This window comes from Micromonospora sp. NPDC057141 (genome assembly GCF_042670805.1).
Classification (GTDB): Bacteria; Actinomycetota; Actinomycetes; order Mycobacteriales; family Micromonosporaceae; genus Micromonospora.
Map to the genome: position 1 here is coordinate 1 of NZ_JBHUVA010000055.1, position 21,365 is coordinate 21,365.

Annotated in this window: 18 protein-coding genes, 2 pseudogenes and 1 riboswitch; of the genes and pseudogenes, 6 read left to right on the forward strand and 14 right to left on the reverse strand. The window is 74.3% G+C overall.

Features of this window, described 5'->3' with window-relative positions; genetic code table 11:
* Nucleotides 1-303: 303 nt before the first annotated feature.
* Nucleotides 304-615 (reverse strand): annotated as a pseudogene (locus ACFT41_RS23070) (STAS domain-containing protein); the annotation flags it as partial.
* Between the two features lie 191 nt (nt 616-806).
* Here ACFT41_RS23070 and ACFT41_RS23075 point away from each other — a divergent pair.
* Entirely contained in the window at nt 807-1,826 is a 1,020-nt protein-coding gene (locus ACFT41_RS23075; RefSeq protein ID WP_377590256.1) for an SMP-30/gluconolactonase/LRE family protein, read from the forward strand.
* A 60-nt stretch (nt 1,827-1,886) separates the two neighbouring features.
* On the opposite strand, the gene ACFT41_RS23080 is transcribed toward ACFT41_RS23075, so the two are convergent.
* The 5 genes from ACFT41_RS23080 to pdhA all read right to left on the reverse strand — a co-directional run bounded on the left by ACFT41_RS23080 (nt 1,887) and on the right by pdhA (nt 8,963).
* Nucleotides 1,887-3,161: an Ig-like domain-containing protein gene (locus tag ACFT41_RS23080; RefSeq protein ID WP_377590254.1), complete on the reverse strand. Its 1,275-nt coding sequence runs from the start codon at nt 3,159-3,161 to the stop codon at nt 1,887-1,889.
* A 200-nt stretch (nt 3,162-3,361) separates the two neighbouring features.
* Nucleotides 3,362-5,041 (reverse strand): right-handed parallel beta-helix repeat-containing protein, encoded by a 1,680-nt coding sequence (locus tag ACFT41_RS23085; RefSeq protein ID WP_377590252.1) that lies wholly within the window; start codon nt 5,039-5,041, stop codon nt 3,362-3,364.
* 285 nt (nt 5,042-5,326) lie between these two features.
* Nucleotides 5,327-6,718, reverse strand: coding sequence for a dihydrolipoamide acetyltransferase family protein (locus tag ACFT41_RS23090; RefSeq protein WP_377613975.1), 1,392 nt, complete (start codon nt 6,716-6,718; stop codon nt 5,327-5,329).
* A complete protein-coding gene (locus ACFT41_RS23095; RefSeq protein WP_377588794.1) occupies nt 6,715-7,731 on the reverse strand; it encodes an alpha-ketoacid dehydrogenase subunit beta in 1,017 nt (338 codons plus the stop codon). The genes ACFT41_RS23090 and ACFT41_RS23095 overlap by 4 nt, the downstream gene beginning before the upstream one ends.
* The gene (gene pdhA, locus ACFT41_RS23100) at nt 7,731-8,963 is read right to left on the reverse strand and encodes a pyruvate dehydrogenase (acetyl-transferring) E1 component subunit alpha (RefSeq protein ID WP_377588801.1); all 1,233 of its coding nucleotides are present in this window, start codon (nt 8,961-8,963) and stop codon (nt 7,731-7,733) included. Before pdhA ends, ACFT41_RS23095 begins: the two co-directional genes overlap by 1 nt.
* Nucleotides 8,964-9,065: 102 nt before the next feature.
* On the opposite strand from pdhA, the gene ACFT41_RS23105 reads away from it, so the two are divergent.
* Nucleotides 9,066-9,542 carry an Lrp/AsnC family transcriptional regulator gene (locus ACFT41_RS23105; RefSeq protein ID WP_377588800.1) on the forward strand — a complete coding sequence of 159 codons (477 nt, stop codon included), beginning with the start codon at nt 9,066-9,068 and terminating at the stop codon, nt 9,540-9,542.
* A 67-nt stretch (nt 9,543-9,609) separates the two neighbouring features.
* Here ACFT41_RS23105 and ACFT41_RS23110 read toward each other — a convergent pair whose 3' ends face one another.
* From ACFT41_RS23110 to ACFT41_RS23120, 3 genes are all read right to left on the reverse strand, one after another.
* Complete coding sequence (locus ACFT41_RS23110) at nt 9,610-10,431, reverse strand: SAM-dependent methyltransferase (RefSeq protein WP_377588793.1); 822 nt, start codon at nt 10,429-10,431, stop codon at nt 9,610-9,612.
* 69 nt (nt 10,432-10,500) lie between these two features.
* Nucleotides 10,501-10,827, reverse strand: coding sequence for a hypothetical protein (locus tag ACFT41_RS23115; RefSeq protein ID WP_377588792.1), 327 nt, complete (start codon nt 10,825-10,827; stop codon nt 10,501-10,503).
* A gap of 172 nt (nt 10,828-10,999) precedes the next feature.
* Nucleotides 11,000-11,230, reverse strand: a complete 231-nt coding sequence (locus ACFT41_RS23120; protein WP_377588799.1) for a hypothetical protein — start codon at nt 11,228-11,230, stop codon at nt 11,000-11,002.
* 236 nt (nt 11,231-11,466) lie between these two features.
* Here ACFT41_RS23120 and ACFT41_RS23125 point away from each other — a divergent pair, with 236 nt between their 5' ends.
* From ACFT41_RS23125 to ACFT41_RS23135, 3 genes and pseudogenes are all read left to right on the forward strand, one after another.
* Complete coding sequence (locus ACFT41_RS23125; protein WP_377588791.1) at nt 11,467-13,512, forward strand: acyltransferase family protein; 2,046 nt, start codon at nt 11,467-11,469, stop codon at nt 13,510-13,512.
* A gap of 84 nt (nt 13,513-13,596) precedes the next feature.
* Complete coding sequence (locus ACFT41_RS23130) at nt 13,597-13,905, forward strand: S8 family serine peptidase (RefSeq protein ID WP_377613976.1); 309 nt, start codon at nt 13,597-13,599, stop codon at nt 13,903-13,905.
* Nucleotides 13,906-14,082: 177 nt separating this feature from the next.
* Nucleotides 14,083-14,427, forward strand: a pseudogene (locus ACFT41_RS23135) (transposase); the annotation flags it as partial.
* Between the two features lie 457 nt (nt 14,428-14,884).
* Here the strand turns inward: ACFT41_RS23135 and ACFT41_RS23140 are convergent.
* Nucleotides 14,885-15,736, reverse strand: a complete 852-nt coding sequence (locus ACFT41_RS23140; RefSeq protein WP_377588797.1) for a metallophosphoesterase family protein — start codon at nt 15,734-15,736, stop codon at nt 14,885-14,887.
* A 101-nt stretch (nt 15,737-15,837) separates the two neighbouring features.
* Nucleotides 15,838-15,927, forward strand: a riboswitch (ZMP/ZTP riboswitch).
* 18 nt (nt 15,928-15,945) lie between these two features.
* On the opposite strand from ACFT41_RS23140, the gene ACFT41_RS23145 reads away from it, so the two are divergent.
* On the forward strand, nt 15,946-17,385 hold the full coding sequence (locus ACFT41_RS23145; RefSeq protein ID WP_377588790.1) for a glycine hydroxymethyltransferase: 1,440 nt from the start codon (nt 15,946-15,948) through the stop codon (nt 17,383-17,385).
* Nucleotides 17,386-17,504: 119 nt separating this feature from the next.
* Here ACFT41_RS23145 and ACFT41_RS23150 read toward each other — a convergent pair whose 3' ends face one another.
* The 4 genes from ACFT41_RS23150 to ACFT41_RS23165 all read right to left on the reverse strand — a co-directional run bounded on the left by ACFT41_RS23150 (nt 17,505) and on the right by ACFT41_RS23165 (nt 21,360).
* Nucleotides 17,505-17,765, reverse strand: coding sequence for a hypothetical protein (locus ACFT41_RS23150; RefSeq protein ID WP_377588789.1), 261 nt, complete (start codon nt 17,763-17,765; stop codon nt 17,505-17,507).
* Between the two features lie 61 nt (nt 17,766-17,826).
* Nucleotides 17,827-19,203, reverse strand: coding sequence for a PLP-dependent aminotransferase family protein (locus ACFT41_RS23155; RefSeq protein ID WP_377588788.1), 1,377 nt, complete (start codon nt 19,201-19,203; stop codon nt 17,827-17,829).
* A 2-nt stretch (nt 19,204-19,205) separates the two neighbouring features.
* Entirely contained in the window at nt 19,206-20,378 is a 1,173-nt protein-coding gene (locus tag ACFT41_RS23160; protein ID WP_377588787.1) for an alpha-hydroxy acid oxidase, read from the reverse strand.
* A complete protein-coding gene (locus ACFT41_RS23165; protein ID WP_377588786.1) occupies nt 20,371-21,360 on the reverse strand; it encodes an alpha/beta hydrolase in 990 nt (329 codons plus the stop codon). Before ACFT41_RS23165 ends, ACFT41_RS23160 begins: the two co-directional genes overlap by 8 nt.
* Nucleotides 21,361-21,365: the final 5 nt, after the last annotated feature.

Here is a 21,365-nt window from a genome sequence, read left to right on the forward strand (position 1 = left end):
CAGGCAATGCGGTGTGGCAGCGGCGCACGGACGCGGCTCAGGCCGCCCCACCGACGTCGGTCAGGCCGCCGCCCCGCCGGCGCGGGGCGGGCGCAGGCGCCGGCGGGCGGGTCAGGCCGGCACCAGCGGCGCGGACGTGCTGCCCCGCTCGGCGACGAGCGGCACCAGCAGCCCCGGCGGCAACGCAAGCGGCGCGGGCACTGCCGGGACGGGCACTGCCGGGACGGGGGGCGCCGCCGCGGTACCGGTGCGGGCCGGCGCGAGGGCGAGCGGCCCGGTTGCGGCGGCAGCGGCACCCGCCCGGACTGGGATGACCCGATCCAGGCCGGTGACGTGCAGCACCCGGGCCACCATCGGGGCCGGGTCGACGAGCACCAACTCGCCGCCCCGGACGCGGGCCCGGCGGTGCGCGGCGACCAGCGCCCGCACCCCGGCGGCGGAGAGCAGCCGGACGCCGGAGAGGTCGAGCCGCAGCAGTGGCCGGGCCGGGGCGGCCCAGAGCGCGGAGCGCAGCACGCCGACCGTGGCGATGTCGACCTCGCCGGTCGCCCGCATCTCCACGACGTCGTCACCCACGTCGACCTGCACGTGGAACCGATCGCTGCGCTGCTCCATGACCACGAATCTAGCCCCACCCACCGACATTTCCGCCCTGCCCGGGAGTGACTCCGGGTACACCCAGGGTCTGACCCTGAGCCGCCCCGGATACTCCCCTGGCAGGAGGCCCGGGGGAAGCGCTGCCGAGGCCGGCCGACACGCCCGCCGAGCGCCGCCTCCCAGGCGAGGCGGCAGGTGAGAATGGGCAGATGGTGGTACCCCGCCCCCGCGCGCCCCGGCCCATCCGTCCCGTCCGCGAGCCGGCCACCGTGCCGCCCCCGCTGACCGGGCTGTGGGCGCCCGACGACCGTCGGCTGGACGAGGTGGAGCTGCTGCCGCTGCCCGATGACGCGCACGGACCCGAGGACGTCGTGGTCGACCACACCGGCCGGGTGATCAGCGGGGACGAGGACGGCCGGCTCTGGTGGTGGGCGGTCGACGCGCCGGCGGGCACCCCGGGCAGGTTGCTGGCGGAGACCGGGGGCCGGCCGCTCGGCATCGAACTCGACCCGCGCGACGGCAGCCTGGTCGTCTGCGACGCGTACCGGGGGTTGCTGCGGGTCACCCCCGACGGGGCGGTACGGGAGCTGACCGGCACCGTCCCGCCGGTGCACCTGGCCAACAACGCCGCCGTGGCCCGCGACGGCACGATCTACTTCACCGACAGCTCGGACCGCTTCCCCCTGTCCCACTGGAAGCACGACCTGCTGGAGCACCGGCCCAACGGGCGGGTGCTCGCCTACGATCCGGGCACCGGGCGGACGGACGTGGTGACCGCCGGGCTCTACTTCCCCAACGGCGTCGCGCTGACCCCCGACGAGTCCGCGCTGATCCTGGTGGAGACGACCACCCACCGGCTGCTCCGGGTCGACCTGCCCGGCGGGGAGGCCACCGTGCTGGCGGACCTGCCGGCCTACCCGGACAACCTCTGCGGGGTCGGCGACGGGACGTACTGGATCGCCCTGCCCAGCCCCCGGCTGCCGGCGGTGGAGCGGCTGCTGCCGCACCCTCGGCTGCGGCAGCTGGTGGCGCTGCTGCCCGACGCGGTCCGCCCGCAGCCGCGCCGGTACGGCCTCGTCGCGCTGGTCGACGGCGCGGGCGCGGTGCTGCGGACCCTGCACGGCCCGCGCGGCGCCTACTGGATGATCACCGGGGTGCGCCAGCACGGCGACCGGCTCTGGCTGGGCTCCCTGGTCGGCTCCGGCGTGGCCCGGGTGCCGCTCGGCTGACGGCCGGCCGACGCGACACGTGGCCCGGCCGGCCGACCCGGCGGTCGTTCCTCCCGCCGGTCAGCCGCCGCTGGCCGACGGCGCCGGCGCGGGCGAGCCCCCGCCGGCCACCGCCCCCGGGTGCGGCGACGCGGTGTGCGGGCTGGGCCGAAGCCCGGCCGGGACGGGCAGGGCGCTGCCCTTGGCAAACTCGTCCCAGCTGACGTTCCAGGCCGTCCAGCCGTTGCCGGCCTGCAGCGGCACCTCGGTGCCCGTGACGGTGACGAGGTCGCCGACCTGGGTGATTCCCATCAGCCAGTCGGCGGAGACGGCGGAGACGTTGGCGCAGCCGTGCGACACGTTGGTGCTGCCCTGGTCGCCCTCCGACCACGGTGCGGAGTGGATGAACTCCCCGCCCCAGGTGAGCCGCTGGGCGTCGTCGACGTCGACGACGTAGCCGCCGTCGGGCTCGCCGCGGGTGTCGAACGTCGTCCGCTCGTGCTTCTCCATGATCACCATCTTGCCGCTGGAGCTGGGCGTGCTCGGCTTGCCGAGGCTGACCGGAATCCGGCGGACGAGCTTGCCGTCGCGGAAGACCGACATCTGCTTGGTGGCGTTGTCGATGTCGACGGAGACCTGCCGGCCGATCGTCGAGGTGGCCCGGCGCTCGGCGTCGCCCACCAGGTCCTTGCCGATCGGCAGCCCTTCCAGCGCCGCGCGGACGCTGATCCTGGTGCCCGGCCGCCAGAAGTCGGGCGCCCGGTAGTAGGCCTGGCTGCCGTCCTCCAGCCAGGACCAGGTGCCCGGTTGCGGCGGGTCGGTCCTGACGAACAGCCGCTTCTGCACCGCCGCGCGGGCCTCCTTCGGCACGCCCGGGTCGAAGGACACCGTCACGGGCATCGCGGTGCCGTACGTCTGGCTGCCCGCGAAGTAGAGCGTGCTGGTGATCGCCGGCTTGGTCGGCTTCGGCGCGGTGGTGAACGTCGTCCTGCGGGTGGCGGTCCTCCCGCCGTCACCCGTCACCGTCACCTCGGCGGTGTACGTCCGCCCGCCGGTCAGCGGCGCGCCGGGCACCCAGCTCGTCCCGTCCTCCCGGGGTTCCCCCGGGACCTGCCGGCCCTTGTCGTCGGTGAGCCGGACGCCGGTGACCCTGCCGTGGGCCACGCTGGTGCCGACCTCGGCGCTGACCGGGACGTCGCGGGCCCGGTCGGCGGGCGTCAGCTCGACCGTCGGCGGGGGTGCCGCCCGCGCGGCCCGCTCGGCAGCCTTCTTCCCCTCGGCGGTGCATCCGCCGAGGACCAGTGGTGTGGCTGCGATGGTTACCGCCAATAGCGTCAATCGCCGCCTCACGTCCATGTTCCGCACCCCTTTTCCGCTCCCCTTTGGCCACATTCTGTACGGCGTCCCGGGAGGTCCGGTGCAGTTTCCGGAAAAGGCGCGGCGCCATTGTCGACAGTTTCGGCGACGGCGGGCCGAAGATTGTGCGGCGCACTCCGACGCCCCGGGTGTCACCGATCGGAAGGTCCACCCCGGGCGACCGGTTTCGCCCTCCGCCGTCAGTCCCAGTCCTGGTCGCCGTGGTTGCGGTCCCACCGGCCGCCCACCGGCGGGGTGTCCAGGCGGGTGGCGGCCACCGCGTTGCCGGCCAGGTCGTTGTCCTCGACGCGGCAGGCCACGCAGCTGCCCCGCTCGGTGATCCAGAGTCCGTGCGTCTGGGTGCGTTCGTCGTGGTTGTCCCAGATCCGGTTGCCCCGGACGGTGGCCGAGTCGAAGTGCGCATTGACCGTGATCCCGGCCCGGCAGCGTGGTGCCGCCGGCAGCTCGTACGCCGTCCCGGGCAGCGGGGTGTCCCCGCTCCAGCTGGTGTACGCGTCCGGGCGCACCGGGGCGAGGGTGAGCCCGGTGTCGTCGTTGGCGGCGACCAGGGCGACCCGTTTGCCGACCCGCAGCACCTTGCCCCGGTGCCCGTCGTGCTGCCAGCCCGCCGTCCGGTCGACCAGCGACCGCTCGTTGTAGCGGACCGACTCGCCGCCCCCGGTGTGCGCGCCGGAGCACTGCCGGCCGTTGTTGCGGATGCGGTTGTTGAGCAGGACCGCGTCGACCATCGGCCGGTCGATCCGGATGGCATCCAGGCCGTTGCCCCAGAAGTCGTTGCTGTCGATCACCACGTCCGTGGCCGCGCCCCGGTAGCCGTGCCCCAGGTCGTGCTCGTGGTAGCCGTACGCCCCGTTGCCGCTGATCCGGTTGCCGCGGACCGTGTACGGGCCCGGGGTGTTGCCCATGCTGATGCCGTCGCGGACGTTGCCGTCGATGACGCAGTCGGCCAGCAGGCCACCCCGGCCGGCGACCCCGGAGGTCCCCTCGGCGGAGACGTCGAAGCCGGCCTCCAGGTTGCCGGTCATGGTGCACGCGGAGACGATCAGCCCGTCCGCGCCCCAGTCGGAGATGCCGAACCGGTTGCCCTGGCTGTGGCAGCCGATGATCCGATAGCCGCGCGGCGGCGCCCAGGCGGCCTTCTGCAACTCCAGGAAGATGCCGTTGGTGCCGTTGCCCAGGGCGGTGCAGTTGGCGATGGTGAGCCGCTCCACGGTGCCCCAGCCGCCGATGCCGACGCCGATCCCGGCGCCGCCCATCTCCTGGCCGTTGTCCAGCCGGCCGCAGCCGACGACCACCACCCCCTCGATCAGGCTGTCCTGGAGGAAGTCGCAGCCCAGGCCGGTCGCCGCGGTGTGGTGGAGGTAGAGGTTGCGGAAGACGCCGCGCACCACGTACTGGAGGCCGAGGCCCTTGGCGAGGTAGTTGTACTCGGCCATGGCCACGCCGGAGCCGTCGATCTCGAAGTCGGCGAAGGTGCAGTCGGCGATGTGCCGGTCGCGGTCGGCGCCGTGCTGGAGGGTGGTCCAGAACGCCAGCGGCGTCGGGTCGGCCCGGTTGCCCTCGTTGCTGAGCAGGAACCGGGTCGCGCCGGGGCCGGCCCCGATCAGGGACACGCCGCTGCGCCAGACCGTGCCCGCGTCGCGGATGGAGTAGATGCCGGGCGGGCAGTAGATGACGCGGGCCCGCCCGTCGGCGGCGTAGCCGTCGCCGAGCCGGTCCACCAGCGCGGCGAGCGCGGGCTGGTCGTTGGTGACCCCGTCGCCGCGCAGCCCGTACTCCGTGGCGTCGCAGTGCAGCGGTGCCCCGGCGACGGCCGGGCGGCGGTCTCGGACGGCGGCGGGCAGGCCCTGGAAAGGCACTGCGCTCTCCCCTCGGACGGGCGGGCGACCGGGTGTGGTCGCGGGCGGGCGACCGGGTGGTCGTCGTCGGCGCCGATTTCCCGGCCACGGCGGGGAGAAACGGGGTGGGAAACGGATCGGCGCGACCTGACGGGATGGTCGTGAGAATTAGCGGAGATCCGGGCCGGGAACACATTTCCCGGCGCATTCGGCCGGCGGCGCGCGAAAGGGGACGACAGGGGCGTGGGCCGAACTGGAGACGGACGTTTCCGGTCCCGGCGGGCGGGTTGCGCCGCCGGGACCGGCTCACATGTTGGCGACCAGCAGGGCGGGCTGCTCCACGCAGTCCGCGACGTGCCGCAGGAAGCCGCCGGCGACCCCGCCGTCGCAGACCCGGTGGTCGAAGGTGAGGCTGAGCTGCGTCACCTTGCGCACCGCGAGCTGCCCGTCGACGACCCACGGCTTGTCCACGATCCGCCCCACGCCGAGCAACGCCGCCTCGGGGTGGTTGATGATCGGGGTGGAGCCGTCGACGCCGAACACGCCATAGTTGTTGAGGGTGAACGTGCCACCGGTGAGGCGGGCCGGCGGCAGGGTGCCGGCCCGGGCGGCGACGGTGGTCTCGGCCAGCGCCACGGCCAACTCCCGGGTGGTGAGCAGCTGCGCGTCGCGCAGCACCGGGACGACCAGGCCCCGGTCGGTCTGCGCGGCGATGCCCAGGTGCACCCCCCGGGACTGGATGATCCGCTGCCCCTCGGTGTCGACGCGCGCGTTGAGCTGCGGGAACCGCCGCAGCCCGCTGAGGCAGATCCGGGCCAGCAGGGCCAGCAGGCTCACCGGCGCGTCCGGGGTCGCGGCGTTGATCGCCCGGCGGGTCTCCACCAGGGCGGTGGCGTCCGCGTCGACCCAGATGGTCACCTCGGGGATCTCCCGCCGGCTGCGGGAGAGCTTGTCGGCGATCACCTTGCGGACGCCGGTGAGCGGGACCACCAGGTCCTCCTCGCCCGCCGGCACGGCGACCCGTCCCGCCGTGACCGGCCCGCCGGCCGTGGTCGACCCGGGGCGGTCGGGCACCGGGGCGAGCCGGGGAGACGGGGCCGCACCGGCGAGGGCCGCCTCCACGTCGGCCCGGCGCACCACCCCACCCGGACCGGTGCCGCGCAGGGTGGCCGGGTCGATGCCGTGTTCCCGGGCCAGCCGCCGGACGATCGGGGAGATCACCAGGGCGACCCCGCCCCCGGGGACCACCGCCGGTCCGGAAGCCTCCGCCGCGGGCGCGGGGGCGGGGGCGGGGGCCGGCGGCTCGGGGGCGACCGCGAGCCGGGGTCGGCGACGCCGCCGACCCGCCGCGCCGTGGCCGGTGCCGTACCCGATGAGGACGTTGCCGCTGCCGGCGCGCTCCTCCTCCCGGTAGGTGGCGTGCCCGACGGTCTCGCCGCCGACACCGGCACCGCCGTCGGTGGGCGCGATGGTGATCAGGGGCTGGCCGACCGGGCGCGTCTCGCCCGCCGCGCCGTGCAGGGCGACGACCCGCCCGGCGTACGGGCAGGGCACGTCGACGACGGCCTTCGCGGTCTCCACCTCCACCACGCTCTGGTCCACCGTCACGGTGTCGCCGACGGCGACCCGCCACTGCACGATCTCCGCCTCGCCCAGCCCCTCGCCCAGGTCCGGCAGGAGGAACACCCGCTCGCTCATGCCGCACTCCCCTGCGGCAGCCAGCGCGCGTCGGGCCGGTCGTCCCACTGAAGCCGGGCCACCGTGTCGAGCACCCGGTCCACGCCGGGCAGGTGGGTGTGCTCCAGCATCGGCGCGGGGTACGGGATGTCCAGCCCGGACACCCGCAGCACCGGGGCGTGCAGGGCGTGGAAGCAGCGTTCCTGCACCCGGGCGGCGATCTCCGCGCCGACCCCGGCGAAGCCCTGCGCCTCGGAGATCACCACGCACCGGCCGGTGCGGCGCACCGACGCGGCGATCGTGGCGTCGTCGAGCGGGACGATGGTGCGCACGTCCACCACCTCCAGGTCCCAGCCCTCCTCGCGGGCGGCCTCGGCGGCGTCGAGGGCGACCGGCACCGCCGGCCCGTACGCGATCAGGGTGGCGTCGGCGCCCGGCCGGCGCACGACGGCCCGGCCGAACGGCTCGGTGGCCGCCGGCAGGTCCGCCTCGGCGCTGGAGAAGTAGAGCTTCTTCGGCTCCAGGAACACGACCGGGTCCGGGTCCGCGATGGCCTCGCGCAGCAGCGAGTACGCGTCGGCGACCGTTGCCGGGGTGACGACCTTCAGGCCCGGGGTGTGCGCGTAGTAGGCCTCGGACGAGTCGCAGTGGTGCTCGACGCCGCCGATGCCGCCCGCGTACGGCACCCGGATGACCATGGGCACGCCGAGCGCGCCCCGGGTGCGGTTGCGCAGCTTCGCCACGTGCGAGGCGATCTGCTCGAACGCCGGGTACGCGAACGCGTCGAACTGCATCTCCACCACCGGCCGCAGCCCGGACATGGCCAGGCCGACGGCGAAGCCGACGATGCCGGCCTCGGCGAGCGGGGTGTCGAAGCAGCGCTTCTCGCCGAACCGGGCCTGGAGGCCGTCGGTGATCCGGAAGACGCCGCCGAGCTTGCCGACGTCCTCGCCGAAGACCAGCACCCGCTCGTCGTCGGCCAGCGCGTCGGCGAGCGCGGCGTTGAGCGCCTTCGCCATGGTGGTCGCCGCCATCAGTCCTCACCGTCGCTCTCGCGGGCGGCGGCCAGCTCGGCGCGGACCTGCTCGCGCTGCTCGACCAGCTGCGGGGTCGGCGTGGCGTAGACGTGCTCGAAGAGGCTCAGCGGGTCGACCTCGGGCTGGACGTGCATCCGCTCGCGCAGGTCGGCGGCGTACGCCTCGGCCTGCGCGGCGATCGCGGCGACCGCCGCGTCGTCGAGCGCACCGTGCGCACGCAGGTACGTCTCCAGCCGGGCGACCGGGTCGCGGTCGCGCCAGGTGTCGACCTCGGCGCCGTCGCGGTAGCGGGTGGCGTCGTCGGCGTTGGTGTGCGGTTCCATCCGGTACGTGTGCGCCTCGACCAGGTACGGGCCGTTGCCGGCGCGGGCGTGCGCGACCGCGCGGGTGAGCACGGCGAGCACGGCGACGGGGTCGTTGCCGTCGACCTGTTCGCTGGGCACGCCGTACCCCACGCCCTTGTACGCCAGTGACGGGGCGGCCGTCTGCCGCGACAGCGGGACGCTGATGGCGTACTTGTTGTTCTGCACGAAGAACACGACGGGGGCCCGGAACACGGCGGCGAAGTTGACGCCCTCGTGGAAGTCGCCCTCGCTGGTTGCGCCGTCGCCGATGAAGGCCAGCGCCACGGTGTCGCGGCCCTGGTGGGCCTCCCCGTAGGCGAGACCGGCGGCGTGCACGCACTGGGTGGCCAGGGGGGTGCACTGCGGGGCGGTGTGCACCCGCGTGGGGTCGTACCCGCAGTGCCAGTCGCCGCGCAGCAGGGTGAGCACCTCGACGGGGTCGATGCCCCGGGAGACCAGCGCCATCGACTCGCGGTAGGTCGGGAAGACCCAGTCGGTGTCCCGGACGGCGAGCACCGCGCCGACCTGGCAGGCCTCCTGGCCGCGCGAGGACGGGTAGACGGCGAGCCGGCCCTGCTTGGTCAGGGCGGTGGCCTGGGTGTCGAAGCGGCGGCCGACGACCATGCGGCGGTACATCTCGCGCAGTGCCTCGACGGGCGGCTCGGGATAGTCGGCGCGGGCCGGCCGGGCGGTGCCGTCGGGGTCGAGCAGCCGCACCGGCTCGGTCTGCGGCAGCAGGGCGGCGGACGGGTCGGTCGTCGCCTGCTCGCGGGCGGGTGCCTTGGTGGGCTTCTTGGCCGGCGGGCGCGTGCGCGGGGATGCCCTGCGGACCGCCTGGGGTGTGGTCGTCACGGCGGGGACCTCCTGGACTTGTGGTGGGCCTATGGTCCTGCCGTTGGATGATTGACTCAACATGCCCGATGAACGCGGGACGAACGGCACGGGAAGGGGTCCAAGGTGAGCCAGGAGACCAACAGGGAGCCGGGCATGGCGGGCGGTACGGGACGTTCGGCCGGGCCGCTCGACGAGGTGGACCGGCGCATCCTCGACGAGCTGGTCCGCGATGGGCGAATCTCCATCCGCACCCTCGCCGAACGGGTGCACGTCTCCCGCACCAACGCGTACGCGCGGGTGGAGCGGCTGCTGCGCGACGGCGTGATCACCGGCTTCCGGGCCCGGGTCGCGCCGGAGCCGGCCGGGCTGGGCACGTCGGCGTACATCGCGCTGACCATCCAGCAGAACACCTGGCGGGAGGTGTCCGCGGAGCTGGCCCGGGTGCGCTACGTCGAGCACGTCGCGCTGCTCAGCGGCGAGCACGACGTGCTGGCCCTGGTCCGGGCGCCGGACAACGCCACCTTGCGGGACGTCGTGCTGGACCGGGTGCAGGGCATCGCCGGGGTGCTGTCCACCCGCAGCTGGCTGGTCTTCGAGGAGTTCGAGGGCACCCGCAGCCCCTGGGAGTGAGCGCCGCAGGCGGGCGTGGGGCCGCAGGACGGGCGCGGGAAAGTCTGCGCGGTCGGCCCGGCGGCGGTCAGGGCTTGCGGGCCACGCAGCCGTACTGCGGGACGACGGTCGCCTCCTCGCCGTCGGCCGGACGCCACCGCGCGCACGACACCAGGCCCGGCTCCACCAGCTCCAGGCCGTCGAGGAACCGGGCGATCTCCGCCCCGGTGCGCGCGCGGATCGGCGGTGCGGCGTTGGCGTTCCAGAACTCCATCGCGGCCACGTTCGCCTCGCCGCCCAGCTCGACGGTGGGATGGGTGAGCGCCAGGTAGCTGCCGCGGGGCATAGCGTCCAGCAGCCGGCGGACTATCGCCACGGCCTCGTCGGTGTCGAGCACGAAGTTGAGGATGCCCAGCATCATCACGGCCACCGGCCGGTCGAGGTCCAGCGTCCGGGCGGCGGCGGCCAGGATCGACGCCGGGTCGTGGACGTCCGCCTCGACGTAGTCCGTGGCTCCCTCCGCGGAACTGGTCAGCAGGGCGCGCGCGTGCACGAGCACCATCGGGTCGTTGTCGACGTAGACGATCCGCGCGTCGGGGGCGACGGACTGCGCGACCTGGTGGGTGTTGTCGGCGCTCGGCAGGCCGGTGCCGATGTCGAGGAACTGCCGCACGCCCGCCTCGCCGGCCAGGTGCCGCACCGCGCGGGCGAGGAAGCGCCGGTCGGCGCGGGCGACCTCCCCGATGACCGGGAACATCGCGCGGACGTGCTCGCCGACCCGGCGGTCCGGCTCGAAGTTGTCCTTGCCGCCAAGCCAGTGGTTCCACACCCGGGCGTTGTGCGCCACCGAGGTGTCGATGGGCTCGACCCGCTCGCCGCCGCGGACCCCGACGTCGCCGGACTCTGACACGAAAACTCCTCGGCTGTCGCGGATGTCCGATCAGCCTAGCTCCGTGCCGAGCGGCCCGCCCGGGCCGGGTCAGGACAGCAGCGCCACCCCGACGGCCATCAGCGGCAGCGACACGAACAGGAAGATGCCGACCCCGGTGAGCACCCGCCCACCCCCTGCGTCCTCCCGCTCGGGGGCCAACCCGAAGGCCGCCCGGGCGGGCAGCATGCCGATCCGGCTCAGGGTCAGGTCGCCGGTCAGCCCGAGCAGGGTGCCGACGACGATGAGCGCGACGCCGAGCCGGAAGACGAAGTCGCCGCCGCTGACCGCCGTCCACACGCCCGCGGCGGCGGCGACCGCCACCAGCGCGACGACGAACAGCACGAGCGCCTCGCGCAGACCCCTGACCACCGTCATCGCCGCGCACCCCTTTCGGCCGGCCGGCGGCCGGCGCCCGTCGACACCCGCGCCGCCGGGGCCACCGACGGCGCGGGTGACATTCTGCCGGGCGTACGGGCACGGCGCTGCCCCGGTCCGCGGGTGCGCGTCGGCCGGGTGGACACCCGCCCACCCGGCCAACTCAGCCGACTCAGCCGTTCTCGCGCTGAAGCCGGTCCATCAGCATCTGCTTGGCCTGCTCACCCGCCTTGCGGTTGCTCTCCTGGATCTTGCGGAACCAGGTGGCGAGCTCCTTGTCGCCGCGCTCCTCGGCGTCGGAGATGTACGTCTCCATCCGGTAGACGTGCTCCAGCGACATCTGCAGTGCGTGGATCAGGTCGTAGTTCTTGTCCTTCACCGGACTGCTGATCTCCCTGACCATCGTGGCCACGGCCAACCTCCCCGTGTCTCGGCTACGGTGCGGCCCTGCGCTTACCCGCCCGGCCCGGCCGTACGCGCCGGTGAGCCCGCGAGCCCAGGCGGGGATAACCTCTGTCGCCCCACCCCGTTGTACACCTCGCGAACCGAGCAATACTAGGTGGAACGGGGCACGGGATGCGCTTGCCAGTCACGCCGGAAGGATCCGCCCGGTCGACCTTCCGGGGGGATATCGAGGGATTGCGGGCCCTCGCCGTGGTCATGGTCCTCGTCGGCCACGCCGGGCGCGACCTCGTACCGGGCGGCTTCGCCGGCGTCGACGTCTTCTTCGTCATCTCCGGGTTCCTCATCACCGGCCTGCTCGTCGCCGAACTCGAACGCACCGGGCGCATCGGACTGGCCGGCTTCTACGCCCGCCGGGCCAAGCGCCTGCTGCCCGCCGCGGCCGTCGTGCTGGTGGCCAGCCTGCTGCTCACCTGGCTCCTGCTGCCCCGCACCCGCTGGGCGGACACCGCCTGGGACGTGGTGACCAGCGCGGTCTACGGGCTGAACTGGCGGCTCGCCGTCCAGGCCACCGACTACTGGGCGGCCGACGCGGCGCCCAGCATCGTCCAGCACTTCTGGTCCCTCGGCGTCGAGGAACAGTTCTACCTCGTGTGGCCGCTGCTCCTGCTCGGCCTCACCGTCGTCGCCGGGCGTCGCCGACTGCGCCGGGGCGCCCTGATGGTCGGCTTCGCCCTCGTCGCCCTGCCCTCGTTCGCCTGGTCGGTCCACCAGAGCCAGACTGATCCCGGGCCGGCGTACTTCGTCACCACCACCCGCTTGTGGGAACTCGCCCTCGGCGGGGCCGTCGCCATCGCCGGCACCCGATGGCACCGGCTGCCCCGTCCGGTGGCCGCCGCGCTCGCCTGGGCCGGGCTGGCCATGGTGGCCGCGTCCGCCTTCCTCGTCGACCCCGACCGGGCCTTCCCCGGCTACCAGGCGCTGCTGCCGACGGTCGGCACCGCGGCCGTGATCGCGGGCGCGCAGGCCGCTGGCCGGGGCGGCCCCGCCGGCGCGCTCGGGTGGCGGCCGATCCGGGCAGTCGGCGCGTTGTCCTACTCGCTCTACCTGTGGCACTGGCCGCTACTGGTCGCCGCCGAGGCGCGCTTCGGTGAGCTGAGCACGTCGGCGGGCCTGGGCGTGGTGGCGCTGTCCACCGTGCCGGCCGTGCTCACGTACCGGTTCGTGGAGAACCCGATCCGGAGGTCCGAGGCCCTGCGCTGGGAACCGGCCGCCGCCCTGCGCGTCGGCGCCCTCTGCACGGGTGCCGCCGTCGCCGCCGGCCTGCTCTTCCAGCTCACGGTATGGCCGCCCCGGCAGGCGCCGCCGACCCCCGTGGCCCTGCCTCCTCTGGCGGGGGCGAGCGCCACCGCCGCCCCGGCCGGCCCGCCCGGGGCCGCCGTCCTCGGCGATCCGCCGGCCGGTGACCCCGACGGCAGGGCGGTCGACCGCGTCGCGTCGATCGTCCCCGACCCCATGTTCGCCCTGAAGGACGGTCCGGAATGGCTACCGGGCTTCTGCCGGCCGACGCAGCGTGACGACGAGGCGGTGCCCTGCGAATACGGCGACAAGGACTCGCCGGTCACGGTCGTCCTGGCCGGAGACTCGCATGCCGAGCAGTGGCTGCCGGCCCTGCGCCTCATCGCGCTCGCCGAGGGCTGGCGGCTGTTGTCGTACACGATGTCGGCCTGCCCGTACATCAACATCGACGTGGCCCGTCGAGGTGCCACCAACGTCGCCTGCACCACCTGGAACCGCAGCGTCCGCGCCGCGCTCACGGGCTCCGGTAAGCCGAGCCTGCTCGTGGTGAGCAACGCCGAATACCTCCCCCCACCCGACGACGTGCCGAGAGACCGGGCCGGGACGGTCGTGATCGATGCCTTCCGCTCCACCTGGCGGGAGATGACCCGGGCGCAAGTTCCCGTCGTCGTGCTCCGCGACAACCCGTACCAGGAGACGAACGTCCCGGAGTGCGTCTCGACCAACCTGAGGAAGCTGACCAGGTGCGCGTCGTCGCGCGACTACGCGCTGGGCAAGGGGGCCGGCGCGACGCAGCAGAAGACGGCCGGCGGGCAGGACGACGTGCACCTGGTCGACCTCAACGACGCCATCTGCCCGGCGGACCCGTGTGCCCCGGTCATCGGCGGGGTCCTCGTCTACCGCGACCAGAACCACCTCACCGCGACCTACGTCGGCACCCTCACCGACCGCCTCCGTCCCCGCCTGGCCGGGCTACTGAAGTAGGCCGCACGGCAATGCTCCGGCTGGGCCGCCCGCCGATCGGCGGGCGCGGGCCGGGGTTACCGGTCGGAGCGCACCGACGCGATCCTGTCCACCACCTTCAACACCGCCACCCGCACCAACGGGTGGGGTTACAAGCAGGGGACGTCGATGTCCGGTCCGCACGCGACCGGGGTCGCCGCCCTGGCCCTGTCGGCCCACCCGGGTATGACACCGGGACAGCTCGCGTCGTTCCTGGAGCGCACCGCCGAGGCGCGGTCCTGCCCGGCGGGCGTGTACAACCCGGTCCCGCTGATCCCGACGGGCCCGCACGCGTACGACGCGACCTGCTCCGGCGGGGCCCGCAACGGGTTCTACGGCGCGGGCACCGTCAACGCGTACAACGCGGTCAAGTGACCGCCTGACAGAGATGATGTTCGTGAGCACCTCCCGCCGGGTCTGACCCACCGCCTGACTGACTTCGGGTCCTTAACTCGATTTGTCGGCCTCGGTCGGGAGGTGCTCATGCACTCACCGGACGTGGCGTTGTGACCTAATAGGAGCCTGCTCGCCGCCCACGGCGTCGGCCCCGACGTCGCCGGCCAACTCCTGGTCACCGCAGGCGAGAACCACGACCGGCTCACCTCCAAAACGGCGTTCGCCATGCTCTGCGGCGTCGCCCCGATCCCCGCCAGCTCCGGCAAAACCACCCGCCACCGCCTCAACCGCGGCGGCGACCGGCAGGCCAACGCCGCCCTCTACCGCGTCGTGCTCGTGCGGCTGCGCTGGGACCCCCGCACCCGCGACTACATGCAACGACGCACCAAGGAAGGCCAGTCCAAGAAGGAGATCATCCGCTGCCTCAAACGCTACGTCGCCCGCGAGCTCTACCAGCTCATCACCTCAAAAGATCTTGAACTCGCAGCTTGGCATCTATAGGAGCATCGAGGAACCGGTGGGGTCCGGCGCGCGTCGGACCCCACCGGCTTCCCGGGATGCGCCCGGCGCGTTCACCGGGTCGGTTTCTGGGTCAGAACTTGCCGCCGACGAGCCGCACGGGGTGGCCGAGTCGCCGTGCGACCTCGGCGACGAAGGCGGGCAGCAGGGGCGGGCAGTTCCAGAACGTGAAGCCCACCGCCCCGACCGCCCACGGCTCGGATTCCCATTGCCAGTCGTTGAGGGCGACGGGCAGACCGCAGTAGGCGCACGCCGCCCCGGCGGGGCCACCGTTCGTCCAGCCCTTGGCCGCCGAGTGGAACCGCTGCCACTGCGACGAGACCTGGCCGGTGTCGGGATCGATCCCCTGGTCGAGGCGTCCGCAGTGCGGGCACTGCAGGCCGCCGTCATCGGTGACGACAACTGTCCAAGGTCCGGAGCCAGGCGGCAGGGCCGGGCGTCAGCTGGGGGATGGCGGGAGGATCTGACGGAGCTGGCCCGGTGGGACGGCGCGGCGTCGCCACTCCCGGGGGTAGCCGACCGACACCTCCTCGAAGCGCACCCCGTCGTGCCACGTCGTGCGGGGGATGTGCAGGTGGCCGTAGACGGCCGCGACGGCGCCGTAGCGCACATGCCAGTCGGCGGTGGCGTCGGTGCCGCACCACTGGGCGAAGATCGGGTAGCGCAGGATCCGGGTCGGCTCGCGCACCAGCGGCCAGTGGCTGACCAGCACCGTCGGCAGCGCCGGGTCGCGGGCGTCGAGCCGCTCGGCCGTCTCGGCGAGCCGGGCCGCGCACCAGTCCTGTCGGCTCGGGTACGGGTCGGGGTGCAGGAAGTATTCGTCGGTGCAGACGATGCCCGTGGCGTACGCCTCGGCCAGGGCCGCCTCGCGGGTGGCCAGCCCCTCGGGCCGCCAGCTGTAGTCGTAGAGCAGGAACAGCGGCGCGACCAGCGCCGGCCCGCCGCGCCCTCGCCACACCGGGTACGGGTCCTCCGGGGTGACCACGCCCAGGCTCCGGCAGACGTCTACCAGGTGCCGGTAGCGGGCAACCCCGCGCAGCGTGACCGGGTCGCTCGACGGGGTCCACAGCTCGTGGTTGCCGGGTGCCCAGACCACCTTGGCGAAGCGCTCGCTGAGCAGGCCGAGCGCCCACTCGATGTCGGCCACGGTGTCGCCCACGTCGCCGGCGACCAGCAGCCAGTCGGCTGGCGAACGGGGGCGCAGGCCCTCGACGATCGCCCGGTTCTCCGCGTACGTCACATGCAGGTCGCTGATCGCGAGCAGCGCCCCGTCGTCCTCCCCCACCACCAGTCGATCCTACGGGAGCGGCCCCCGGCGCGGGAACCGCGCGGAAGGCGGGCCGGCGCGGCCCGGCCTCTCGACGACCGGGTACCAGCCGACCGGGTAGGATCGGCGTGGGCCGTGACTGGCGCGTGGGGATGGACAACCATCGGGAAGCGGTCCCGTCATCAGGACGTCTGCCGAGCGCCTGGGCCTTCCGCACGTCATCAGGAGGTCGCATGTCGTCGTCGAACGCCGAGTCCACCGCCTTCCGCAGCGCCCTTGAGGTGATCCGCGCCGTCGAGCCCCGGGTCGCCGACGCGATCGGAGCGGAGCTGGCCGACCAGCGCGAGTCGCTGAAGTTGATCGCGAGCGAGAACTACGCCTCCCCCGCCACGCTGCTGGCGATGGGCAACTGGTTCAGCGACAAGTACGCCGAGGGCACGATCGGCCGGCGCTTCTACGCCGGCTGCCAGAACGTGGACACCGTCGAGGCGCTCGCCGCCGAGCACGCCCGGGAGCTGTTCGGCGCGTCGCACGCGTACGTGCAGCCACACTCGGGCATCGACGCGAACCTGGTGGCGTTCTGGGCGATCCTGGCCGACCGGGTGGAGTCCCCGGCGCTGCGCAGGGCACAGGTGCGCCAGGTCAACGACCTGACCGAGCAGGACTGGTTCGCGCTGCGCCGGGAGCTGGGCGACCAGCGGATGCTCGGCATGTCCCTGGACGCGGGCGGCCACCTCACCCACGGCTTCCGGCCGAACATCTCGGGCAAGATGTTCGACCAGCGCAGCTACGGCACCGACCCGGCCACGGGCCTGATCGACTACGACCGGGTCGCCGAGGCGGCCCGCGAGTTCCGGCCGCTGATCCTGGTCGCCGGCTACTCGGCGTACCCGAGGAAGGTCAACTTCCGGATCATGCGGGAGATCGCCGACTCGGTGGGCGCGACGTTCATGGTCGACATGGCGCACTTCGCCGGCCTGGTGGCCGGCAAGGTCTTCACCGGCGACTTCGACCCGGTGCCGCACGCCCACATCGTCACCACCACCACCCACAAGTCGCTGCGCGGCCCGCGCGGCGGCATGGTGCTCTGCGGCCCGGAGCTGGCCGACCAGGTGGACCGGGGCTGCCCGATGGTGCTCGGCGGCCCGCTGCCGCACGTGATGGCCGCCAAGGCGGTCGCCCTGGCCGAGGCTCGGCGGCCCGACTTCGCCGACTACGCGCAGCGCATCGTCGACAACGCCCAGGCCCTCGCCGAGGGGCTGCTGCGCCGGGGCGCGAAGCTGGTCACCGGCGGCACCGACAACCACCTGGTGCTCATCGACGTCTCCGGGTACGGGCTGACCGGCCGGCAGGCCGAGCAGGCGCTGCTGGACTCGGGCATCGTCACCAACCGCAACGCCGTTCCGCAGGACCCGAACGGCGCGTGGTACACCTCGGGCGTCCGGATCGGCACCCCCGCCCTGACCACCCGGGGCCTGGGCACCGCCGAGATGGACACGACGGCCGAGCTGATCCACAGCGTGCTCAGCCAGACCACGTCGGGGTCGAACGGCGACGGCACCCCGTCGAAGGCCAAGTACGTCCTGGACCCGGCCCTGGCGGACAAGGTGGCCCGTCAGGCCGCCGACCTCCTGTCCGCCCACCCCCTCTACCCCTCGGTCACCCTGGCCTGACCGCCCGCCGCTGGTTGGTGATCAAGAGGTTTGCGTCGGCGGCGTGGCCGATCCTGACGCAAACCTCTTGGTCACCGGCGCGGGGCGGGGCCGGCGGCCACGCGGGTCGGGTGGGCGGGTCAGGGCATGGGGCGCTTGAGGTGGTAGCGGTGGACCTCGGTGCTGCCCTGGACGTTGTTCACGTCCTCGGCGGCGGAGACCAGTTCCCAGCCGTCCCGGCCGGCCCGGTTGAGGTGCGCGATCGCGGTGTCGCCGTACGCGGTGATGTCGGTGCGGGACCCGTCCGGGCCGTACCAGACGAACGAGACGTGGAAATTGCGCCCCTGCCCCTGGTAGCGGCGGACCAACAGTGCGTACTCCCATGCGACCATGCGGTCCATTATGGCCGGTCCGTCCGGGCGCATGGCGCACGGGGGGTGGCGGAACGACGACAGTACGAGGTCAGCGTGGCGCCGCCGGAACGGGCGACCGGGCCAGCTCGTCGGTGATCAGCGCGGCGAGCCGGTCGAGGCCGGCGTCGATCTGCCCAGGCGTCACGGCGCTGATCGACAGCCGCAACGCGGCCACCGGCGCGGTGTCGTCGTAGAAGTGGGCCATCGGCGTCCACAGCACGCCGTAGTCCTCGGCGGAACGGCGCAGCAGCGCGTCGTCGACGGGGAACGGGACGGTCACCACGGCGAAGAACCCGCCCGCGGGGACGTTCCACCGCACCGCCGACGGGGCCGGGAACCGCCGCGCCAGACCGTCGACCAGGTGGCGCAGGTTGCGGGCGTAGGCGGCGCGCTCGCGGATGTTCGCGGCGACGAGGCTGCACCCGTGGGCGAGCAGGGCCCCGCCGACGACCGCCTGGGCGATGGCCGAGGTGTTCACCGTGACCATGCTCTTGATCTTGGCGATCTGGTCGGCGAGCGGCCCGATGCTCCCGTCGGCGTCGCGCACCCGCTGGTCGGCGACCACGTAGCCGACCCGCGCCCCGGGCAGCACGGTCTTGGCGAACGAGCCGAGGTAGACCACCCGCCGCCCGGTGTCGAGGGCCTTGAGCGTGGGCACCCGCTCCGCCCCGTCGGCGTGGAACAGCCCGTAGGGGTTGTCCTCGATCAGCAGCAGGTCCTCGGCGGCGGCGAGGTCCAGCAGCCGCCGCCGGTCGGCCAGGCCGATGCTCGCCCCGGACGGGTTGGCGAAGTCCGGCATCACGTAGCAGGCGCGCGGGCGCAGCCCCTCGGCGCGGGCCCGGCGCAGCTGCGCGCGCAGGTCCGCCAGGTCGATGCCGGCCGGGCCGCCGGCCACCGGACGCACCGGCAGGTCCACCAGCCGGGCCGCGCCGGTCAGCCCGACGTACGTGGGAGCGACGGCGAGCAGCACGTCGGCGGGGCCGGCGCGCAGCGCCCGCAGTACCAGCAGCATCGCCTCCTGGCAGCCGACGGTCACCACGATCGACTCCGGGTCGACGGTGATCTCCTCGTCGACGGCGAGGTTGCGGGCGACCAGGTCGTGGATGATGCCCTTGGTGCGGCCGTACTGGAACAGGGCGCGGTGCACCTGCACCGGGCCGTAGCCGAGGTCGTCGACCAGGTGGGCGCGGAACGCCTCCAGGTGCCGGTGCAGGTCGGCGACGTCGAAGAACTCCTCGTACGGGCGGCCGGCGGCCAGCGACACCGCGTCGGGGTAGCGCTGGGCGACCTCGTTGAGGAAGTTCATCGAGTTCAGCGCGGGGTCGCCGACCGCCGGGTGCAGGTCGGCGACGTCCAGGTCGCAGTCGACGCGCACGTCGTCCGGGGCCACCCCCGCGCTCACGTCCACCGGTCGTCCACCGTCCATGTTCAGCCTCCCGTGATCGTACGCAGGTCGTGGGCCTCCGCCGGGTCGGCGCACCCGGCGAGGGTGAGGGCGTCGCGCAGCTCGGCCGCGAGCAGCGCGAACGCCGCATCGGCCCCGGCCCGCCCGCCGACGGCCAGCGCCCACAGCAGCGGCCGGCCCACCAACACCCCCGACGCGCCGAGCGCCAGGGCGCGCAGCACGTCGACACCGCCGCTGAAACCGCCGTCGACCAGCACCTCGCACCGGTCTCCGACGGCGGCGCGCACCTCCGGCAGCATGGTGAGCCCGGCCGGCGCGCCGTCGAGTTGCCGCCCGCCGTGGTTGGACACCACCACCGCGTCCGCGCCCGCGTCGACAGCCAGGGCCGCGTCGCGGGGGTCGAGGACGCCCTTGACCATCAGCGGCAGGTCGGTGCGCCCGCGCAGCCAGGCGACGTCGGACCAGGTGAGGGCGGAGGCGATCGCGGCGCTGGTGTGCCGGGCCACGGCCGAGGTGCCGGGCGTGCCGGCGTGCGCCAGGTCGTCGCGGCTGCCGGGCAGGTTCGCGGCGGCCACCTGCGGCGGCAGGGCGAACCCGTTGCGTACGTCGCGCAGCCGGGGCCCGAGGATCGGCACGTCCACGGTGAGCATGAGGGCGGTGCACCCGGCCCGGTGCGCCCGGTCCACCAGCTCGCGCACCATCCCCCGGTCCCGCAGCCAGTAGAGCTGGAACCACACCGGCCCGCCGGCCGCCGCGATCTGCTCGATGGTGGCGCTGCTCAGGGTGCTCGCCACGTAGGGCACCCCGGCCGCGCCGGCCGCCGCCGCGAGCGCGGGCTCGCCGTCGGGATGCACGAGCCGCTGGTACGCCATCGGCGCGACCGCCACCGGCAGGGACTGCGGCCGGCCGAGCAGCGGGGCGTCGGTGCGGGGCCGGTCGACGCCGCGCAGCATCCGGGGCAGCACGGCGACCCGGTCCAGGGCGGCCCGGTTCGCGGCGAGGGCGGTCTCGGCGCCGCTGCCGCCGGCCACGAAGTCGTACACCTCGGGCGGCAGCACGGCGCGGGCCAGCGCGGCGAAGTCGGCGAGGCTCGCCGCGAACGGCACCGCACCGGCCGAGGCGGCGGGCGCGGCCGGGGCCGGGGCTGCGGAGCCGGATGCGGCATCGAGCGCGGCCGGGGCGAGCGGTTCAGCCATCGACGGCGCCCGCGTCGGCCGGGACCGTCGGGGCCGCACCGAGCCGGTCGCGCAGGAACGCGGCGGCCCGGTCCTGGGCGTGCCGCCCGGCGTCGAACGCCCCCGGCATGGCGAAGAACCCATGGATCATCCCGGCGTAGCGGGCCAGCTCGACCGGCACCCCCGCCGCGCGCAGCCGGTCGGCGTAGCGCTCCCCCTCCTCGCACAACGGGTCGTACTCGGCGGTGATCACCAGGGCCGGCGGCAGGCCGGCCAGGTCCTCGGCGAGCAGCGGCGACGCGAGCGGGTTCGCCGCGTCGGCCGCCTCGGGCAGGTAGTGCCCCCGGTACCAGGCCACCGAGTGCCGGTTGAACAGCAGCGGGTCCTGCTCCCCGCCGAACTCGGCGGACTCGGCGGACTCGGCGCGCTCGCGCTGGTCGGTGTTCGGGTAGACCAGCAGCTGGGCGGCCAGCGCCGGCCCGCCGGTGTCGCGGGCCAGCAGGGTGACGGCGGCGGCAAGGTTGCCGCCGGCGCTGTCCCCGCCGACGGCCAGCCGGCCCGGGTCGGCCCCGAACGCGTCGGCGTGCGCGGCGAGCCAGCGCACGGCGGCGTGGCAGTCGTGCACCGCCGCCGGGAACGGGTGCTCGGGGGCGAGCCGGTAGCCCACGGTGACGACCTGGCATCCCGTGGCGTTGGCCAGCCGCCGACAGATCCCGTCGGCGGTGTCGACGCTGCCGAGGGTCCAGCCGCCGCCGAAGAAGTAGACCAGGGTCGGCAGCGGGCCGGCCCCGGCCGGCCGGTGCACGCGTACCGGCAGGTCACCGGCCGGGCCGGGGACGACCGTGTCGCGTACCTCGTGCACCGGTTCGACGTCGCCACCGCCGGCCCGGATCGCCGCCAGGTCGGCGGCGCGGGCCTCGGCGAGGGTCTGGGTGTACAGCGGCGCGACGCCGGCCGCCGCGCGCGCGGCCCGGTACGCGACCACCTGCGGGTCCAGGGGCATGGGTG